Source organism: Streptomyces sp. NPDC090106, assembly GCF_044747265.1.
Taxonomy (GTDB): Bacteria; Actinomycetota; Actinomycetes; order Streptomycetales; family Streptomycetaceae; genus Streptomyces.
The window spans coordinates 39056-56971 of the sequence record NZ_JBIVDS010000009.1 but is presented as its reverse complement, the minus strand read 5'-3'; the positions used below and the strand labels follow the sequence as shown (position 1 = coordinate 56971).

15 protein-coding genes are annotated in these 17916 nt (G+C 73.0%); 10 read left to right on the top strand and 5 right to left on the bottom strand.

All coding sequences use genetic code 11. The annotated features are described in order from the left end of the window. The first annotated feature begins 15 nt into the window (after positions 1–15). The gene (locus ACIPSE_RS27835) at positions 16–219 is read left to right on the top strand and encodes an MbtH family protein (protein ID WP_401667394.1); all 204 of its coding nucleotides are present in this window, start codon (positions 16–18) and stop codon (positions 217–219) included. A 66-nt stretch (positions 220–285) separates the two neighbouring features. Here the strand turns inward: ACIPSE_RS27835 and ACIPSE_RS27830 are convergent, their stop codons facing one another. From ACIPSE_RS27830 to ACIPSE_RS27820, 3 genes are read right to left on the bottom strand one after another with little or no spacing between them, the layout of a single operon-like run. Beyond that, positions 286–1362, bottom strand: a complete 1077-nt coding sequence (locus ACIPSE_RS27830; RefSeq protein WP_401667392.1) for an iron-siderophore ABC transporter substrate-binding protein — start codon at positions 1360–1362, stop codon at positions 286–288. A 48-nt stretch (positions 1363–1410) separates the two neighbouring features. Beyond that, positions 1411–3366, bottom strand: a complete 1956-nt coding sequence (locus tag ACIPSE_RS27825; RefSeq protein ID WP_401667389.1) for an ABC transporter transmembrane domain-containing protein — start codon at positions 3364–3366, stop codon at positions 1411–1413. After that, a complete protein-coding gene (locus ACIPSE_RS27820) occupies positions 3363–5156 on the bottom strand; it encodes an ABC transporter ATP-binding protein (RefSeq protein WP_401667387.1) in 1794 nt (597 codons plus the stop codon). Before ACIPSE_RS27820 ends, ACIPSE_RS27825 begins: the two co-directional genes overlap by 4 nt. 368 nt (positions 5157–5524) lie before the next feature. Between ACIPSE_RS27820 and ACIPSE_RS27815 the strand changes: the two genes are divergently transcribed. The 4 genes from ACIPSE_RS27815 to ACIPSE_RS27800 all read left to right on the top strand — a co-directional run bounded on the left by ACIPSE_RS27815 (position 5525) and on the right by ACIPSE_RS27800 (position 11056). Next, a complete protein-coding gene (locus ACIPSE_RS27815; RefSeq protein WP_401667385.1) occupies positions 5525–8263 on the top strand; it encodes a LuxR C-terminal-related transcriptional regulator in 2739 nt (912 codons plus the stop codon). 204 nt (positions 8264–8467) lie between these two features. Then, complete coding sequence (locus tag ACIPSE_RS27810; protein ID WP_401667382.1) at positions 8468–10096, top strand: MFS transporter; 1629 nt, start codon at positions 8468–8470, stop codon at positions 10094–10096. 18 nt (positions 10097–10114) lie between these two features. Further along, the gene (locus tag ACIPSE_RS27805) at positions 10115–10621 is read left to right on the top strand and encodes a hypothetical protein (protein WP_401667380.1); all 507 of its coding nucleotides are present in this window, start codon (positions 10115–10117) and stop codon (positions 10619–10621) included. Positions 10622–10858: 237 nt separating this feature from the next. After that, positions 10859–11056: a hypothetical protein gene (locus tag ACIPSE_RS27800; RefSeq protein WP_401667377.1), complete on the top strand. Its 198-nt coding sequence runs from the start codon at positions 10859–10861 to the stop codon at positions 11054–11056. Between the two features lie 52 nt (positions 11057–11108). Here ACIPSE_RS27800 and ACIPSE_RS27795 read toward each other — a convergent pair whose 3' ends face one another. Continuing rightward, complete coding sequence (locus ACIPSE_RS27795; RefSeq protein ID WP_401667375.1) at positions 11109–12518, bottom strand: DUF2252 domain-containing protein; 1410 nt, start codon at positions 12516–12518, stop codon at positions 11109–11111. Between the two features lie 353 nt (positions 12519–12871). Between ACIPSE_RS27795 and ACIPSE_RS27790 the strand changes: the two genes are divergently transcribed. From ACIPSE_RS27790 to ACIPSE_RS27770, 5 genes are all read left to right on the top strand, one after another. Further along, positions 12872–13531 (top strand): HdeD family acid-resistance protein, encoded by a 660-nt coding sequence (locus ACIPSE_RS27790; protein ID WP_401667373.1) that lies wholly within the window; start codon positions 12872–12874, stop codon positions 13529–13531. A 106-nt stretch (positions 13532–13637) separates the two neighbouring features. Then, positions 13638–14099 carry an SHOCT domain-containing protein gene (locus ACIPSE_RS27785; protein ID WP_401667371.1) on the top strand — a complete coding sequence of 154 codons (462 nt, stop codon included), beginning with the start codon at positions 13638–13640 and terminating at the stop codon, positions 14097–14099. Between the two features lie 30 nt (positions 14100–14129). Then, positions 14130–14636, top strand: coding sequence for a hypothetical protein (locus ACIPSE_RS27780; RefSeq protein WP_401667369.1), 507 nt, complete (start codon positions 14130–14132; stop codon positions 14634–14636). A gap of 197 nt (positions 14637–14833) precedes the next feature. After that, a complete protein-coding gene (locus ACIPSE_RS27775) occupies positions 14834–15574 on the top strand; it encodes a class I SAM-dependent methyltransferase (RefSeq protein ID WP_401667367.1) in 741 nt (246 codons plus the stop codon). 261 nt (positions 15575–15835) lie between these two features. Next, positions 15836–16792 carry an AraC family transcriptional regulator gene (locus ACIPSE_RS27770; RefSeq protein WP_401667364.1) on the top strand — a complete coding sequence of 319 codons (957 nt, stop codon included), beginning with the start codon at positions 15836–15838 and terminating at the stop codon, positions 16790–16792. Positions 16793–16799: 7 nt separating this feature from the next. Here ACIPSE_RS27770 and ACIPSE_RS27765 read toward each other — a convergent pair whose 3' ends face one another. Then, on the bottom strand, positions 16800–17876 hold the full coding sequence (locus ACIPSE_RS27765) for a WxL protein peptidoglycan domain-containing protein (RefSeq protein WP_401667362.1): 1077 nt from the start codon (positions 17874–17876) through the stop codon (positions 16800–16802). Between the last annotated feature and the right edge of the window lie 40 nt (positions 17877–17916).

Genomic DNA, 17916 nt, shown 5'->3' with positions numbered 1-17916 from the left:
GGCAGGGTCCCTGAGATGAGCAACCCGTTCGAGAACCCGGACGGCGTGTACACCGTCCTCGTCAACGACGAGGGCCAGTACAGCCTGTGGCCGGACTTCGTGGACGTCCCGGCGGGCTGGACGGTCGCCCACGGCCCGGCCGGCCGCCAGGAGTGCCTGGACCACATCGAGACCCACTGGACGGACATGCGGCCCAAGAGCCTCGTCGACGGCTCCTGACCCACCGCACACAAAAAGAGGGGGGCGGGCCCGGTGCCGAACCGGACCCGCCCCCCTTCCGCGTGCTCAGGAAGCCGGCTGCTCCACCTTGGTCGCGGTCTTGCCGTCCACCGCCGCCGTCAGCTGCGGCACCATGCGCTCGATGACATAGGGCAGGCTCAGCACGGTCGACAGGGACACCGCGTTGCCGTAGTCGCTGGTCTCCGGGACGAAGACCTCACGGCCCTCCTTCACCACGTTCAGATCCGCGTAGACCTTCTCGCTGTGCAGCTTGGTCACCGCCGAGGTGGTGTCCGGCACGATCCACACGGCGACGTCCTGGTCGAGCAGATCGAAGCGCTCCTTGCTGATGTTCGCGCCGAACGTGTCCCCGATCACCTTGTCGAGGTCCTTGGGCAGCGTGAAACCGAGGTCGGACAGAATGCGCGAGCGCACGTCCTGGCTGCCGTAGACGAACGTGCCCTCGTACGGCGTCGCCATGACCGCCGTGGCCCCCGAGAACTCGGGGTGGGCCTTCTTGGCCTCGGTGAACTTCGCCTCGACGCCCTCCACCAGCGTCTTGGCCTGGTCCGCCTTGCCGAGCGCCTTGCCGATGATCTCGGTCTGGTCCTGCCACGGCACGCCGTAGTCGTTGTACTCCTTCGGCTGGGCGACGACCGGCGCGAACTTCGACAGGCTCTCGTACTGGGCCTTGGTGAGCCCCGAGTAGACGGCCAGGATCAGATCGGGCTTGAGCGCGGCGATCTTCTCCACCTGCGGGCCGGTGCCGGTGTCCTTGAGGACGGTGGGCGCGGCGGCGCCGCCCAGCTTGTCCTCCGCCCACGGACCGATCGCGCCCTTGTACCCGCCCAGCCACTCCGTGGTGCCCACCGGCACCGTGCCCAGCGCGAGGACGGCGTCCTGGTCGGTGAGACCGACGGTCACGACCCGCTTCGGCTCGGACTCGATGGTCGTGCTGCCGAACTTGTGGGCGACCGTCACGGGGAACGCGCCCGCCGCGGCGGACGAGCCCGTCGACCCGGACGAGGCCGTGTCGGAGTCGGTGTCGGAGTCGGAGGAACCGCAGGCGACCGCTGTCGCCGCGAGCAGGAGTACGGAGGCGAGCAGTCCCGTCAGGCGGGAGGCTCTGGTGGCGCGAGGCATCGGGTGATCCTTCTGTTCGTCACGGTGGAATGGGGGGCAGCTGTGGGGTCAGGGGTGTTCGCCGGCCGGCTCCGTCGCGGGGGAGCGACTGCCGGACCAGGCCTGCCATAGGGCCGCGTACGGCCCGTCGGCGGTGAGGAGTTCCTCGTGCGTGCCGTTCTCCACGACCCGGCCGCCGCTCATCACGACCACCCGGTCGGCCGTCGCGGCCTGACTCAGACGGTGGGCGACGACCAGCGCCGTACGGCCCCGCAGGGCCTGTTCCGCGGCCTCGTCCAGCAGGCGCGCGCCCGAACTGCCCGCCTCCGCGGTCGCCTCGTCGAGCACCACGACCGGCGGGTCCGCCAACAGCAGCCGGGCCAGCGCCAGTTGCTGGGCGCGGTCGGCGGTGAGCTGGTGACCGCCGTCCCCGACCACGGTGTCCAGCCCTTCCGGGAGCGCTTCCGCCCAGCCGAGGGCACCCACCGAGGCGAGGGCCTCGCGCAGTTCCTCCTCGCTCGCGTCCGGGCGGGCCAGCCGCAGGTCGTCGACGAGCGGTCCGGCGAACACGTGCACCTCCTGGGTGACGAGTCCCACCGTGCCCCCGGCCTCGTCCGGCTGCGCCCCGCCGACCTCGACCCGGCCCGTCTGCGGCCGGTGCACGCCCGCCACCAGCTTGGCCAGGGTCGTCTTGCCCGCGCCCGTGGTGCCGACCAGGGCGACCCGCTCCTTGGGCCGCACCTCCAGGTCGACACCGTGCAGGACGGGCCTGCCCGGGAGATACGCGTGGACGACGGCGGTGAGCACCACCGACGGGTCCCCGGGACGGGCGGCACGCTCGCCCTCCGCGTCCTGGGCCGCCGGGGGAGTCTCGTCGACCACGCCGACCAGCCGGGCCAGTCCCGCCGTCGCCGACTGGGCGTCGTCGAGCAGGACCAGCGCCGTGTTGACCGGGCCGAACAGACTGTGGAAGTACAGCGCCGCGGCGGTGGCCGTGCCGACCGACGCGGAACCGGAGCGCACCAGCAGGAAACCCGTCAGCAGGACGGCGGCCAGCCCGATGTACTCGGCGATGTGCAGCCGGCTGTAGAAGCGCAGCACCAGCCGCACCCCGCTCATCGTCAGCTCCACCGCACCGCGCGAGCGCGCCTCGACCTTGCGGGAGTGGTCCTCCTGGAGCCGGTACGCCCGTACGGTCCGGGCCCCGCCGATGCTGTCCAGCAACTGCTGCTGCTGGGCACCGGTGGCGATCCGCTCCTTCGCGTACAGGGGGACCGCGTTGCGCACGTACCAGCGCGCGGTGTGCGCCTGCACGGGCACCGCGAGGAGCGCGGCCAGCAGGAACCGCCAGTCCAGCACGGCCAGCGCGACCAGCGTCAGCACGATCGACAGGGCGGAGCGGGCCAGTTCGGGCAGCGCGGTGCGCACGGCCTCGGCGACCCGCGAGACGTCCCGGGTGACCCGGGAGTTGAGGTCGCCGGAGCCCGCCCGCTCCAGCCGCTCCAGGGGCAGCGACAGCGCGCGCTCCACGAACAGCTCCCGCAGCCGCGCGAGCGCGGTCTCGCCGAGCCGGGACACCAGTGCCATCCCCTGCGCGGTGGTGACCCCCTGCACCACGCCCACCGCGGCCAGCGCGATCACGGGCCAGGTGAGCGCGTCGGCGGGGCGCCGCTCGGTGACCACGTCGACGATCCGGCCCAGCAGCGGCTGGGTGAGCAGCCCGACGGCCGTCGCCAGCACCATCAGACCGAAGCCCGCGGCGGCCAACCGCCGGTGCGGGCGCAGCAGTTCGAGCACGGCGGCCCGGGTGCGCGCGGGGGTCGCCGTGGGGAGCAGGGCACGGTCGGCGGGGTCACCGCCGATGCCGGCGCCGGGCCGCAGGGCGGCGGTGGGGTCGTCCGCGGGCCGATGCGTGTCCAGGGTGGGCTCCGTGGCGGGGGAGGGGCGGGGGCCGGGGACCGGCGCGGCGGTCGATCCGGGCGTCGGGTCGGGCTCGGGTGTGCTGCGGGGGCGGTCTGTCGTCATGCCAGGACCGCCGTCCGGTAGGCGGCGTCGGTCCGCACCAGTTCCAGGTGGGTGCCCTCGGCCCTGACCCGGCCCTCGTCGAGGAGGACGACCCGGTCGGTGACGGCGAGCAGCGCCGGACTGTTGGTCACCACGACCGTGGTGAGCCCTTCGCGGATCTCCCGCAGCCCCTCGGCGATCCGCGCCTCGGTCACCGCGTCCACGGCGGTCGTCGGATCGTGCACGACCAGCACGGAGGGTTCGGCGCGCAGCGCCCGGGCCAGCAGGACCCGCTGACGCTGCCCGCCGGACAGCGACCGTCCGCTCTCGCCCACGCCGGTGGCGAGACCGTACGGGAGGGTGCGGGCCACCTCGTCGGCCCGGGACGCGGCGAGAGCGCGCTCCGTGCGGAGGTCGAGGGGCGGGGTCTCCTGGGAGGCGTTCCCGCCCAAGGGCTTCCCGTCCAGGACCTCCACGTCCGGTGCCGTCCCGCCCTGTGGCGCCCCGCCCTTTGCCGTCCTGTCCTCCAGGTTCACGTTCTCCGCCAACGAGCCCTCGAACAGGGCCGCGTCGTGGGCCGCCACCAGCACCGCCTCGCGCAGTGCCGCCGGATCGAGACCGCTGAGCGGCGCCCCGTCCAGTTCGACCGACCCCGCCTCGGGGTCCGTCTCACGGCCGAGGCAGCGCAACAGGGCGTCGGCACAGGCCGGATCGGTGACCGCGATCCCGGTCAGCACGCCCGGCCGCAGGTCGAGGTCGATGCCGTCCAGCCCGCCCAACCGCACGCCGCGCAGGCGGAGTTCCCCGCGCACCGGGGACGGCACCGGGTCGGTTCCGTCCACGACGGCGGACGGGGCGGCCAGCACCTCGGCGATCCGGGCGGCCGAGGCACGGCCCTGGGCCAGCTCGGCGTTGACCCAGGCGAACGTCTCCAACGGGCCCAGCAGGAACAGCGCGAGGCCCACCGCGGACACCAACTGCCCCAGGGTGAGGGACCCGTCGAGGGCCAGCCGTCCGCCGACCAGCGCGATCAGCGCGATGAACCCGCCGGTGAGGGCCAGGACCAGGCCGGTCTGCCAGGCCTCGGCCCGCGCCGCGCGCAGGGTCGCCGCGAGCGAGACCCGGCTGGTGCGCCGGTAGCGCTCGACCGCGGCCCCCTGCGCGCCCAGTCCCTTCAGCACGCGCAGCCCGGCCACCAGGTCGGCGGCGACGCCCGAGGCGTGGGCGGCACGGTCCTGCTCGGCCTCGCTGCGCCGCTCCAGGGGCTTGCTGAGCAGATGCCCCAGCCAGAGCAGCACAGGCGTGCCCAGGAGCACGATCAGGCCGAGCGTCACCGAGGTGACCAGCAGGGCGACAGCACTCACGGTGACACCGGCGACGGCCCAGATGCCGCTCATGACGGCCATGTTGACCGCGCCGACCCGCTTGGCGTCCTCCGTGGCGACATTGGCCAGCTCGCCGGGCAGCCGCCCTTCCTCGGCGCCGCCCCGGGCGTCCAGGACCCGGCGCATGATCGCCAGGCGCAGTTGGTGCGCGGCTTCCTCCGCGCCCCGCTCACCGGCACGCGCGCCCAGCCTGAAACTCCAGGACAGGCAGACGTACATGAAGGCCAGCACGGCCAGCCACAGCGCCAGCCTGCCGCCGTCCTGACCGGCCACCGCCTGGTCGATGACCACACCGATGAGCACCGGCACCAGGGCTTCCCCCAGTTGGTGCAGACATCCCAGTGCCGCGCCGACGCCAAGGCGCCGCGCCTGTCCCTTGACCGAACGCGTCAGGACATCCCGCCCTGACAGCTCCCCAGCTCTCACCAGCACCCTCCGGACACGGGTCAACTTAGGCAAGGCTACTCTAAGTTAGCGAAGGGGAGTCAACGCTTTGGCTCAGACTCTTCCCTGTTCGTTGTCTGCTGTTCGAAGGCTTCCGCGAGGGCCGAAGTGAACGGTGGGACGAGGGAGTTGGTCGCGCGGCATCGTACGCGGGCGGTGCGCGGACAGGAACGAGGGGCGTGGCCGGGCGCCGGGGCGCGAGGCGGTCGCCGTCCCGCACCGGAGCGACGTACCGGACAGTAGCCTCCGTGCCGTCAGCGCTGGTGGACGGGCCGGCGACGCCGCGCCGCGCGCGCCGCCGGGATGGCTGAGATCCTGGACAGGAGAGCGCCGCCCATGACCTGGCTCCGATGGACGAGGCGGAGGGTGGTGAGACGAGCGTGGCCGAGAACATCCTCGGGGAAGGCCAGGGGCCGACGGTCCCGGTCGATCCCCGCACCGATCCCCTGGGGGACCCGTTCCTGCGCACGCGGTTCGCCCTCCCCGCGAAGCCCGCCACCTTCCTGCGCCGCCGGCGGCTCCTCGGCCATCTCGACCAGGCCCTACGCACACCGCTCACCCTGGTCAACGGAGCGGCCGGGGCCGGCAAGACCCTCCTGGTCGCCGACTGGGCGGACGGGCTGCGGCAGCCGGTCGCCTGGCTCGCTGTCGAGGCGGGGGACCGGCATCCAGGCGTGTTCTGGGCCTACGTCGTCCAGGCCCTGCGCGCCGCCGGGGCACCGGCGCACAGCCCCGTCGGGCTGCCGGCGGACCCGCCCCGGGTGGACGGCAGGCTGCTGGCGACGCTCGCCGCCGAACTGAACGACCGTGAGCACCCCGCGGTGCTCGTGCTCGACGACTACGACCACGTGATCGCCCCGGAGATCGCCGAGCAGCTGGAGTTCGTCCTGCACCACGCCGGGCAGGGGCTGCACCTCGTCCTCGTCACCCGCACGGAACCGCTGCTCCCGCTGCACCGGTACCGCGCGGCCGGCGACCTGACGGAGATCCGCGCCGCCGAGCTGGCCTTCACCCCGGAGGAAGCCTCCGACCTGCTGGAGCTGCACGGTCTCAGCCTCCCGGTCCCCGCCGCGCACGCCCTGGTGGACCGCACCCGGGGTTGGGCCGTCGGCCTGCGGCTGTCCGCGCTGGCCGCCCGGGAGAGCGCCGATCCGGAGCTCTACCTGAAGGAGTTCGAGGCGGAGCGCAGCACGATCGCGGACTTCCTGCTGGCCGAGGTCCTCAGAGGACAGACGGAGGAGACACAGGACCTGCTGCTGCGGGTCAGCGTGCTGGAGCGCTTCTGCCCCGACCTGGCCAACGCGCTGACCGGCCGGACCGACGCCGAACCCCTGCTCGACGGGCTGCACCGCGCGAACGCCTTCGTCGAGCCCCTCGGTCACCGCTGGTACCGGCTCCACCCGCTGTTCGGGGAGATCCTCCGGGCCCATCTGCGCGTACGCCTGCCCGGCCTGGAGCCGGAACTCCACCGGCGGGCCGCGCTGTGGCTGCGCAGGTCCGGATTCCTGCCGGAGACGGTCACGCACGGCGCCGCCGCGGGCGACTGGGACGTCGCGGCCGGTGCCCTCGTCGACGACCTCGCGATCGGCCGTATCTTCACCGGGCCGCACGCCGACGACCTCACCCAGTTGTTCTCCTCGATGGCCCCCGGCGCCGGGAGCGCCGAGACGGACCTCGTGCGGGCCGCTCGTGCGCTGGCCGGGCACGACGTCGATCACGCTCTCGCGAGCCTGCGCCACGCCGAGGAACAGCTGGCGGACGCGCCCGACCGGGCAGCCGCCCGGCTGAGCCTGGCCCTCCTCGACGTACTGGCCGCCCGTCTCACCGGATGCCCCCCGCGGGCCGAGAAGGCCGCCGAGGCCGCCGACGCGCTGCGCCGGGACATCCCGCGGCACCTGCTGGACCAGCACCCCGAACTCCCCGCCCTGCTGCTGACCCATCTGGGATCGGTGCGTCTGTGGGCCGGACGGTTCGAGGACGCGCGCGAGGCCCTGACCACGGTGGCCGGTGCCCACGACGGGGCCCTGACCGCGATGCCCCGCGAGGAGTCCCGGGCGCACCTGGCGCTGCTCGACTATCTGAACGGCTGGCTCGGCCGGGCCGAGCGCAAGGCCCTGGCGGCGGTCTCGGAGGCCGAGCAGGACGGTCTTCCCCAGCCGCCCGGCGCCGCTCCGGGCTCCGGCGCCGGGGCCGGAGCCGACATCGGACGGCTGGTGCTCGCCGCCGTCGCCGTGGACCGCCACGAACTGGACCGGGCCCAGGCACTCCTCGACGAGACGGCCCGGTCGACGGCCGGAACCCGCGACCCGGTGCCGATGGCCGGCCGGGCCCTCGCCTCGGCCCGGCTCCTGCTGGTCCGGGGCAAGGCGCGCGCGGCCGTCGAGGCGGCGGACGCGACCGTCTCCGGCGCCGTCGCCTCCCCCTGGGCGGCGAGCCATGAAGCGATCGTCGTCTCCGCCGCCCACCTGGCCGAAGGGCGGCCGGAGGAGGCCGCGCAGGTGCTGGAGCGGGTCAGCGGTGACCAGCCGGCCTGTGCCGTGGAGGCCGCGGCGATCCAGCTCGCCGCCGGACGCCCCGAGGCGGCCCTCGACCTGCTCGACAGCATCCACACCCACGGCGGGACGGGGCCGGCCGTGACCGTGCGGGCGGCACTGGTGCGGGCCCGGGCCGCAGAGGAGGCGGGCGACTCCACCACCGCTCACCGGCTCCTGGCGCGGGCCCTCCTGGACGCCCGCCGCGAGCGCCTGCGCCGGCCCTTCCTGGACGCCGGGCCCTGGATCGGGCCCCTGCTGGCCACGGCCCCGCTGAAGGAGCTGGCGGCGGGCTGGCTCACGCCGGGCACGCCGTCACACGGGGAGAGGGCGGGGCCGGAGCCGGCCCCGGCCCCGCTCGTCCCGGTGGAACTGAGCGGACGCGAGCGCGACGTACTGGAGCGGCTGGCCCGGATGATGTCCACCGAGGAGATCGCCGCCGACCTGTACGTCTCGGTGAACACGGTCAAGACGCACCTCAAGAGCCTGTACCGCAAGCTCGCGGTGAACCGGCGCGGCGACGCCGTGCGCCGCGCCCGCGACCAGAAGCTGCTGTGATCCACCGGCACCGGCACGGGGACGCGCCGGGTGATCGCCCGCCGAGACTCACCCGCGGCGGGGGAGGTCGGCAGGGGGCCGTCACGGTCACCGTGGGCAGACACCGGGCGCGACACGACGACCGGGACGTGCCGCTGCAAGGAGCCCGGAACCTGCGCCGCCGGCCGACGGCGCTTCCCCGCCACCGCGAGCGAGGTGGAGAGCGTGAAGTCCTGGCGACCACTGATCGTCCTGGGGACGGCCCAGTTCCTGATGGTCCTGGACACCTCCGTCATGAACGTGTCCGTCAGCCAGCTGGTCGAGGACTTCGACACGGAGGTCACCGCCATCCAGGCGGTCATCACCCTGTACGCGCTGGTCATGGCCGCCTTCATGATCATCGGCGGCAGGTTCGGCGACATCCTGGGCCGCCGCCGCATGTTCTTCCTGGGCCTGGTCGTCTACGCCGTCGGCTCGGCCCTGACGGCCGTGGCACCCACGCTGTGGGTCCTCACCCTCGGCTGGTCCGTCATCGAGGGCCTCGGCGCGGCGATGGTGCTGCCGGCCATGGCGGCCCTGGTGGCGGAGTCGTACCGGGGCAAGGACCGCGCCGTCGCCTACGCGGTCATCGGCGGGCTCGCCGGCGCCGGCATCGCGGTCGGACCGCTGCTGGGCGGCTGGGTGACGACGTACCTCACCTGGCGGCTGGTCTTCGCGGGCGAGGTCGTGATCGTCGTGGCCGTCCTGCTGTGCCGCCGGGTGATCGCTACGCCCGCGCAGACCGGTCCGCGGCCCTCGCTGGACGGGGTCGGCGCCGTGCTCTCCGCGGCCGGACTGGGTCTCTGCGTCCTCGGGGTGCTGCAGAGCAGCACCTGGGGATGGGTGCAGCCCCGCAACGCCCCCTTCACCGTCCTCGGCTTCGCTCCCACGCTCTTCGTGGTCGGGGCCGGGGTGGCCGTCCTGGCCGTCTTCCGCCACTGGGAGCGGCGCCGCGACGCCACCGGCGCCGCTCCCCTCGTCCACCTGTCGCTGCTGGGCAGGCCGGTGCTGCGCTCCGGTCTGCTGACGCTCCTGAGCCAGAACCTCATCCTGCTCGGGCTGTTCTTCACCATCCCGCTCTACTTGCAGGTGGTCCAGGGATTCGACGCTTTCCAGACGGGCCTGCGGCTCCTCCCGGTGTCCGTGACCATGTTCGTGACCTCGCTGTCGGGGTCCGCGCTGGGGCGGATCATGGGACCGCGCAGGGTGGTCCGGCTGGCCCTGCTGATCCTGGCCGCGTCCGTCGTGTGGCTGCTCGCCACCATCGAACCCGCCATCGACGACGCCCAGTTCGCCGGAGCCATGGCCCTGCTGGGCGTGGGGGTCGGCCTGCTCGCCTCGCAGCTCGGCAACGTCGTCCAGTCCAGCGTCGGCGAGGACGAACGCAGCGAGGCCGGCGGGCTCCAGTTCACGGCGCAGAACCTGGGCTCCGCGCTCGGCACCGCGCTCATCGGGTCCATCCTCATCGGCGCCCTGGCCCACGCCTTCACCTCGCAGGTGGCGGACCATCCGGGGCTGTCCGAGGCGACCCGTGACCAGGTCGGTGTCTCCCTCGAAGCCGGGATCACCTTCGTCCCCACCGACCAGGTGCGCCAGGCCGCCGAACGCGCCGGACTGCCGCCGTCCGAGGTGGAGGCCGTCGCCGACTCCTACGCCTCCGCGCAACTCGACGGCCTGAAGGCGGCCATCCTCGCCACGGGCGGTATCGCTCTCGCCAGTTTCCTGGTCACTCCCCAATTGCCGACCGGCCGGGCGGGCCGGCCGCGGACGTCGGACGCCGACGCCGGGGCCGACGCTCCCGGCCCGACGCACTGAGCCCGGAGGAACCCTCCCGTGTCCAGAATCAAGACCGGCCCGAACACGTCCCGCAGGGAGCGGGAGGACTACACCGGCGGTGTCTACGGGTCCATGCTCGCGGCCTCCGTCGTGATCGGCGCCGGCACCCTGGGAGAGTTCCCGCGCACCGAGCTCGTGGTGCTGCTGTTGCTGACCGGCCTGGTGTTCTGGATCGCCCATGTGCACGCCCAGCTGTTCGGCGCCCGCCTGGCGCACCAGACCCTGGACCGCCGGGTCGTCGCCCATGTGTGCCGTGACGAGTGGCCGATCGTCAAGGCCGCCGTCCCGCCCGCCGTGGCGGTGGCCGTCAGCCCGCTGCTGGGCCTGGACGTACGCGGTGCCGTCTGGCTCGCGCTCGCCGTGGCCGTGGCCGGCCAGGTGGGCTGGTCCGTGGCCGCGGCGCGGCGCGCCGGTGCCTCACGGCGGCTGATGGCGGCCACCGCGGCGGTCAATCTGCTGCTCGGCCTGATGATCATCTCGTTCAAGATCGTCCTGACGCACTGACCGCCGCCGAACCTCCCCGACGCACGCCCGACCTGTCGCCGACGCCTCCCGACGCACGCCCGCCCCATTGCCGACGCACCCCGCGACTTATCTCCGCCCCTTGGCCGACGTGCGACGGACCCGCGAGGTCCGGGACGGTCACCTGTATCGGGTGAGGCCCCGACCGGCGCGGCGGCGAGAGGATCGCTGCCAAGGGCACACTCCACCCGTCCCTCGCTGTTGGTGGGAGACCAGCTCGTGCGCTACGAGATCCGAGTCGAAGGACACCTGTCGGAAACGCTGGCCCAGGCCTTTCCTGAGCTCGGCCATGTGGTGATGGCCGGCCAGACCGTCCTGTTCGGCCCCGTCGTCGACGAGGCGCACCTGTACGGGCTGCTGGCGAGGTGCCGTTCACTGGGACTGCGCGTCATGGAGATGCGGCAGGTCCCGGAGTGACGGGACCTGCCGCACGACGTGACCGAGGGGGCCGGGGGCCCGGGGGGACGGTTCAGAGCCGCTCCACCCTGATCCGGCCGGCCCGGCGGGCGGCTTCCAGCGCCGCGAAGTCCCGCTCGTTCTGATCGGCGTAGGACTGGGCGAACTCGGTGAGCGCCCGGTCGAAACGGTCGCTCGTGCCCAGGTAGGCGCTCAGGGCGATGGGGTCGCCGGAGCGGGCGTGGGCGCGTGCCAGGCAGGCCCCGCAGAACCGGCCGAAGAGGGAGAGCATGTCCGGCCCCATGGTCTCCGGCTGCGCGATGCCCTTCCAGTCCCACAACTGGCGCACGTAGAAGTCCCGGTCCCGGCCGTCGAGGCCCACGACGTGCGTCCAGCCCAGGAAGATGTCACTGGTCGTCTGGATCAGGCGCTGCCCGGTCACCACCCGGCGCCCCTGATTGTCGTACGGGTCGCCGCCCGTGTGCGCGGCCAGCACCGACTCCCCGGCCTCCTTGGCCTGGAGGAGCAGGGGATCGTCGTCGTCCCGGCCCAGCAGGAGCAGGATCCAGCAGCGCGTGCCGACACTGCCCACGCCCACGACCTTCCGGGCCATGTCCACCAGTCGGTAGCGGCCCAGCAGGTGACGGCGTTCGGACGGCAGGGTCCGCGCGTACTGCTCGACCAGGCCGCGCAGCTGCTTCTCGCGCCCCTCCTCGGAGGGGTCGTCCAACAGCTGGTCGAGCGGGGTGATCAGGGGCGGGTCGGGGGTGATGCGCCGCCCCTGGTCCGTGACCTCGGTGAGCTTGCCGAACGCCCGCAGATGGGTCCGGGTGCGGGCCCGCCGCGTGGCACGGGCGGTACGGCGTGTCGTGTCCTCGTCCATCGTCGAGGCCAGCAGCTCCCGCATCCGGTCGACGGCGTCCTGCGCGTACCAGATGTCCAGCGTGCGCATCCCGGCGAATTCCCGCATCCGCTCCCGGTACGCCGCCACACAGGCCCGCACGGTGTTGTTCTGCTCCCTGCGCGAGAAGCCGTTCGCGCGGGCCGCCGTCACGAACCCGGCGGCCAGCCGCTTCACGTCCCACTCGAACGGTCCGGGCAGGGTCTCGTCGAAGTCGTTGATGTCGAAGACCAGACGCCGCTCCGGCGAGGCGAGCAGCCGGAAGTTCAGCGGGTGCGCGTCCCCGCAGAGCTGCACCCGGAGCCCGGTGTCGGACAGCGGCGCCAGGTCGGCGGCCATGATCCCGGCGGCACCGCGGTAGAAGCGGAACGGCGACTCCAGCATGCGGCCGTAGCGGATCGGGACCAGCTCACGCACCCGCTCGGCCGACTGGCGCTCCACCATCTCGACGGCGTCGAGCCGCTGCGGCGCGGCCTCGTACGTGCCGTGCGACGAACGCGGCGCCTTGCGCCGCGCGCTCCTGCCGTACGCGGCTCGCTCGGCTGGGGACAGCGACGAGGTGAAATCGCTCGGCACGGTCATGGTCCGTCTCCTCGTCTCGTCCGGTGGCCCGGTGGCCCGGTGGCCCGGTGGCCCGGTGGCCCGGTGGCTCGATGCCGGTGCCGGCGCACGTGCCGGGAACGGCGGGAACGGTTCGTCGCCGACGGCCGGCCGAAGCGTCCCCGGCCCGGAGCGGGCCAGGTCCTGTCCGTCCCCGCCGTGGGGCCCGGCACCGGGGATCTCCAGCTCACCGCCACGGCCGCGCCGACGGATCACCCGTGGTGGGTGAGCCGGTCGCCGAGCGGCGGGTCCGACCCTGGAACGGTCAGGTGTCGCACCCCCTCACCCGCCCCTCCGGCCCCCGGAGAAGATGCCTGAGCACGCGAGGAGGAGCCATGACCATGTCGCGTGGACCGGCATCACCCGCCGGGCAGCACCCAGGCCCCGACGGGGCGGCCCACCGTCCCGCCGGTGATCCCGCGGACGAACTCGCGCGGCTCGGCCGTTCCTGGACCTGGCTCCTGGGCTCGGCCGTGGCGACCCTGGTGCCGGGCATCCTGATCCTGGTCTGGCCGGACGCGACGCTGCACGTCGTGGCCGTCATCATCGGCCTGTACCTGCTGGCGGCCGGCACGTTCCGGTTCGTGGCCGTCTTCGCCCGCGAAGGGCACGAGCGGCTCGCGGGCCTCCTCGTGGCCGTGCTGTTCGTCCTGGCCGGGGTGCTGAGCCTGCGCAACCCGCTCCAGACGATCGCCGCGCTGTCCCTGATCACCGGGGCCGTGTGGCTGGTGTCCGGGATCCTCAGCCTCTACACGGCGATCTCCGCGAAGGACCTGCCCCACCGCGGTGTCGTCGCGGTGGTCGCCGTGCTCGCCATCGCCGCCGGGATCGTGGTGCTCGCCATGCCCACCGAGTCGGCACGCGCCCTGACCCGGCTGCTCGGCCTGTGGCTCGTCCTGCTGGGCCTCGCCGAGGTGGGGCTCGCGCTGGCATGGCGGTCCGCGCTCCGCAAGGCGCTTCCCCGGGGACCGGGCGCCCCCGGCACATCGGCGTGACATCGCCGTTCACCCCCATCGGGTGAGGCCGTCCGGTGCTCACCCTGTCCACGCTGGGAACAGCAGCCGACGGAGGCCGGGCGAGTGCCCGGGACGGAGGAGAGAGATGAGCGCGCACACGTACCTGGCGTACGACTATCCCCTGCTGAGCGTCTTCTGGAGCATGCTCTGGTTCTTCCTGTGGATCATGTGGTTCGTCCTGCTCTTCCGGATCGTCGTCGACATCTTCCGTGACGACGACATGAGCGGGTGGGCGAAGGCGGGCTGGCTGGTGTTCACCATCGTGCTGCCCTTCCTGGGCGTGTTCGTCTACGTGATCGCCCGCGGCAAGAACATGGGACGCCGGGAGGTCGCGCAGGCGCGTGCGCAGCAGGAGGAGTTCAACGCCTACATCAGGCAGACGGCGTCGGGCGGGACCAGCAGCGCCGACGAGCTCGCCAAGCTGTCCGAGATCCGCTCCCGGGGCGACATCACGGACGAGGAGTTCCGCAGGGCGAAGGACCTGGTCCTGTCCGGCGCCGGATCGGCGCAGCACGCGGGCTCCTCCTCCGGCACCACCGCTCGCTGAGCGAACGGACCGCATGAATCGAGGCGCAAGATGACCGCGACACACACCCGACCGGAACACTCGGCGAAGCAGGACTGGGCCGCGGGCCTGACGGCCTTCGCCGCCGTGATGCTCTCCCTCGTCGGCCTCCTCGCCATCTTCCGGGGCATCATGGCCATCGCCGAGGACGACATCTTCGTGACGACACGCAACTACGTGTTCGAGTTCGACCTGACCACCTGGGGCTGGATCCACCTCGCGCTGGGTGTGGTGGCCGTGGGCGTCAGCGCCGGGCTCCTCAAGACCGCGACCTGGGCACGTGTCGCGGGCGTGGTGATCGCGGGACTCGTCATCATCGCCAACTTCCTCTCTCTGCCGTACTACCCGGTCTGGTCGGTCGTCATGATCGCCCTGTCGGGCTCGATCATCTGGGCCCTGTGCGTGGTCGAGCGCGGCAACCTCTTCGACCTGTCCGAGGAGCGCCCCATGGCGCAGGACCGTCCCATGGCCGAGGACCGGCCGCCGGAGCGGGTCGCCACACCGCACGGGCCCGCCTGAGGACGGGCCCGCCTGAGGACAGGCCCCGCGCGGGAAAGGCGACCGCGGCCCGGACCGAGGTCCGGTACCCCGGCAGCCGCCGTCGGCGATCGTGAGCGTGTCGCCGACGGCGGCTGCGTGGTGCTCCGGACGCCGGGCTCCCGGACGGCGCGCCCATCGGGTTGACCGCGCCCGGCCGACGATGCTGGAGTCGGCGCGTGGACAGCACCCCCGCCAACCGGCGTCTGTGGAACCGGATCAGCAGCTCCTACCAGCGCGAGCACGATCCGCGGATCGGCGCCGCACCACGGCTGTGGGGCATGTACTCGATCCCCGACGCGCAGGTGCGGGCCCTGGGAGAGGTGAAGGGCAAGCGGGTCCTCGAACTCGGCTGCGGCGCCGGCCAGTGGTCCAGGGCGCTCGCCGCGGAGGGCGCCACCGTGATCGGGCTGGACCTGTCCGAGGCCCAGCTCGCCGCGGCGGGGGGCGCGATGGGAGCGGACCGCTACCCGCTCGTACAAGGCGCCGCCGAACACCTCCCCTTCGCCGACGGCAGCTTCGACCTGGTGTTCTGCGACTTCGGCGGGCTCAGCTGGGCACCCGCGCACCTGGCCGTCCCGCAGGCCGCACGGGTCCTGCGGCCCGGTGGCCGCCTGGTGTTCAACGTCGCCAGCCCCTGGTTCGAGGCGTGCTACGACGAGGAGGCCCGCCGGGTGACCACGACGCTCCAGCGGGACTACTTCGGGCTGGACGCCATCGCCGAGGGCGACGGCGCGACCAGCTATCAGCTCACCTACGGCGACTGGGTCAGGGTCCTCACCGGCGCGGGTCTCGTCATCGACGACCTCATCGAGTCCCGGCCCGCACCCGGAACCCCCAACGGCTACAACGAGACCGATCCGCCCGACTGGGCGCGCCACTGGCCGGCCGAACTCCTCTGGGTCACCCACAAGCCATAGACAGGCCGCGCCCAAGGGCGTATTACCGCCGTGTTGGCCGGGATACCCGCTGTCGGGCGGGCGGAGCACGGTGATAGACACCCCAGGTGGCAATAGCGCTCTGCTTGAGTCGGTGCGGTGATCATCCGGTGCGCATTCCCGGGCGGACCGCACGGAAGCCTGGCTTCGTTGGGCACAGTGGGTGACCGGGTGCCGCCGGGGTGACCGACGGCGTCCGGCGCACGCGCGGTCCGGAGGGGGTGCGGGAAGACCATGCCGGCGTTGAGTGAGTACAGGACGCAGTCGTTGGACGAGGCGAGAGCGGCGATCGCTTCGCACTACTTCGACCTTCGCCTGGACGTCGTCGGGGAGATGGGCGACTTCGACACCCGGCTCAACGTCGTCACCGTCGGCGCCCTGACCATCGGGGACATCACCTGCGGCACGAGAATGCTGGTGGGCTTCGACGAACCGGGCGTCTATCAGGTGGTGGTGCCCCTGATCGGCGGCTCCCGGGTCCAGCAGGGGCGCGGCCAGCTCGCCTACGCGACGACGAGCAGCGGAGCGTTCATGGACACGGAGCGCCGCATCTTCATGGACGACTGGACCGACGACTTCCGCACCCTCACCGTCAAGGTGGACAAACTGGCGCTCTGGCGGCAGCTGGAGGTACTCCTGGGCCGCCCCGTGATCAAGGATCCGGACTTCTCCCTCACCATCGACGTCTCCCGGGGCGCGGGGCAGAGCTGGGTGGGTCTGGTGCGGTGGGTGCTGCTCGACCACGAGACGCCCCCGGGCCTGCTCCAGCAGCCCGTGATCGCGGAACGGCTCGAACAGGTCCTGCTGGAGGGCCTGCTCCGGACGGCCGACCACGGCTTCCGGGACGCGCTCGAGTCGCCCGCGCCCCCCATGCGCTCCGCGGCGCTCAGACGGGTGGTGGAGGCCATAAGGGAGCATCCCGGGCAACCGTTGAACGCCAACGACCTCGCGGCGATCGGCCAGGTCAGCCTGCGCACCCTCCAGGAAGCGTTCCGCAGAGAGCTGGGCATGCCGCCCATGAGGTACCTCGCCGAGGTACGTCTCCAGCGTGCCCACGACGACCTGCTCGCCGCGGACCCGGCCACGGACACGGTCACCGAGGTCGCCTACCGATGGGGTTTCGCCCATCTGGGCCGCTTCGGCGCCAGTTACCGGAAACGCTTCGGCGAGACACCGTCCCAGACGCTGCGATCGCCCTGAGGACACGTCAGGCGGCCGAGTCCGCCTTCTCCCGGAGCGCCTCGTCCACGGCCCGCTTCACCCGGGCCTCCTCGCGGCCCTTGCGGCGGGAGCGTGCGCGGCGGGCGAGGAGGAACCAGGCCGTGGCGGCGGCGAGCAGGACGAGGAGAAGGAGCAGGAGCGTCCACGGGACGGCCCAGCCGTGCGCCGTGGCCTGTACGGCCTTCCTCGCGGTCGTGGTGCCCGACGCGTCGGTGACGAGCGGGACGACGGTGACGGTGGCCGTCAGCCGGCCCGAGGGCGCCACGTCCCGCACCGGGACCGTCATCTTCCAGCTCTCGCCCGGCAGCAGCTCCGGCGGGGCGGCGACGGTACCGGCGTCGGCGGTGAACATCCCGAACGGGCCCTCGACGGTGACCTCCTGGTTCCCGGACAGCACCACGTTCCCGGTGTTGTGCAGGGTGTACGTCACCGTCGCGTCGCCCCGGCCGAAGGGGTCGGCGGTGCCGTCGTAGCCGACGTGCGGGTTCTCCACGGCGAGGGCGGGGTTCAGGGCGCCGCTGACCCGGAGCTTGACGCGGATGCCGAGGCGCCGGTCGACGTTGATGCCCTCGGCGTCGTCGGCCTGCCGCAGGGACGTCAGCAGTCCGCCCACGTAGTCGCCGGGCGTGGCGTTCTCCGGTACGGACACGGTGAACGGGATCTCGGCGCTCCTGCCCGGCGCGATCGACACGCTCGCCTTGTCCGCGTGCACCCACGCCCCGATGCCGACGGACTTCCTGTCCCGGGTGAGCAGGTCCAACTGGCCCTTGTCGGTGGTGAATCCGTCGGACGCGTACACCGCGAGCCTCAGAGCCGTCTTCCCGTGGTTGGCGACGACCATGGCGTCCTGGACCTCACCACCGGGATTCACGCCGTAGGTGAAGCTGGACCGGGCGTCGCCGTAGTCGTTGGCGGCCGTGCGGACCGTCCAGGTCACCTCTCCCTCGGCGGCGTGCGCGGAGGCGGTCGGCCCGGCGAGGGTGAGGGCGAGGGCCGTGAGCAGCGCGAGCACCAGGGCGCGGGCAACTCGGTTGCGGGGGAGGGGTGATGGCGCTGCGTGCATGTCGGGTTCTCTCTCGGAAAAGGGAGGCGGGGCGGGCCGC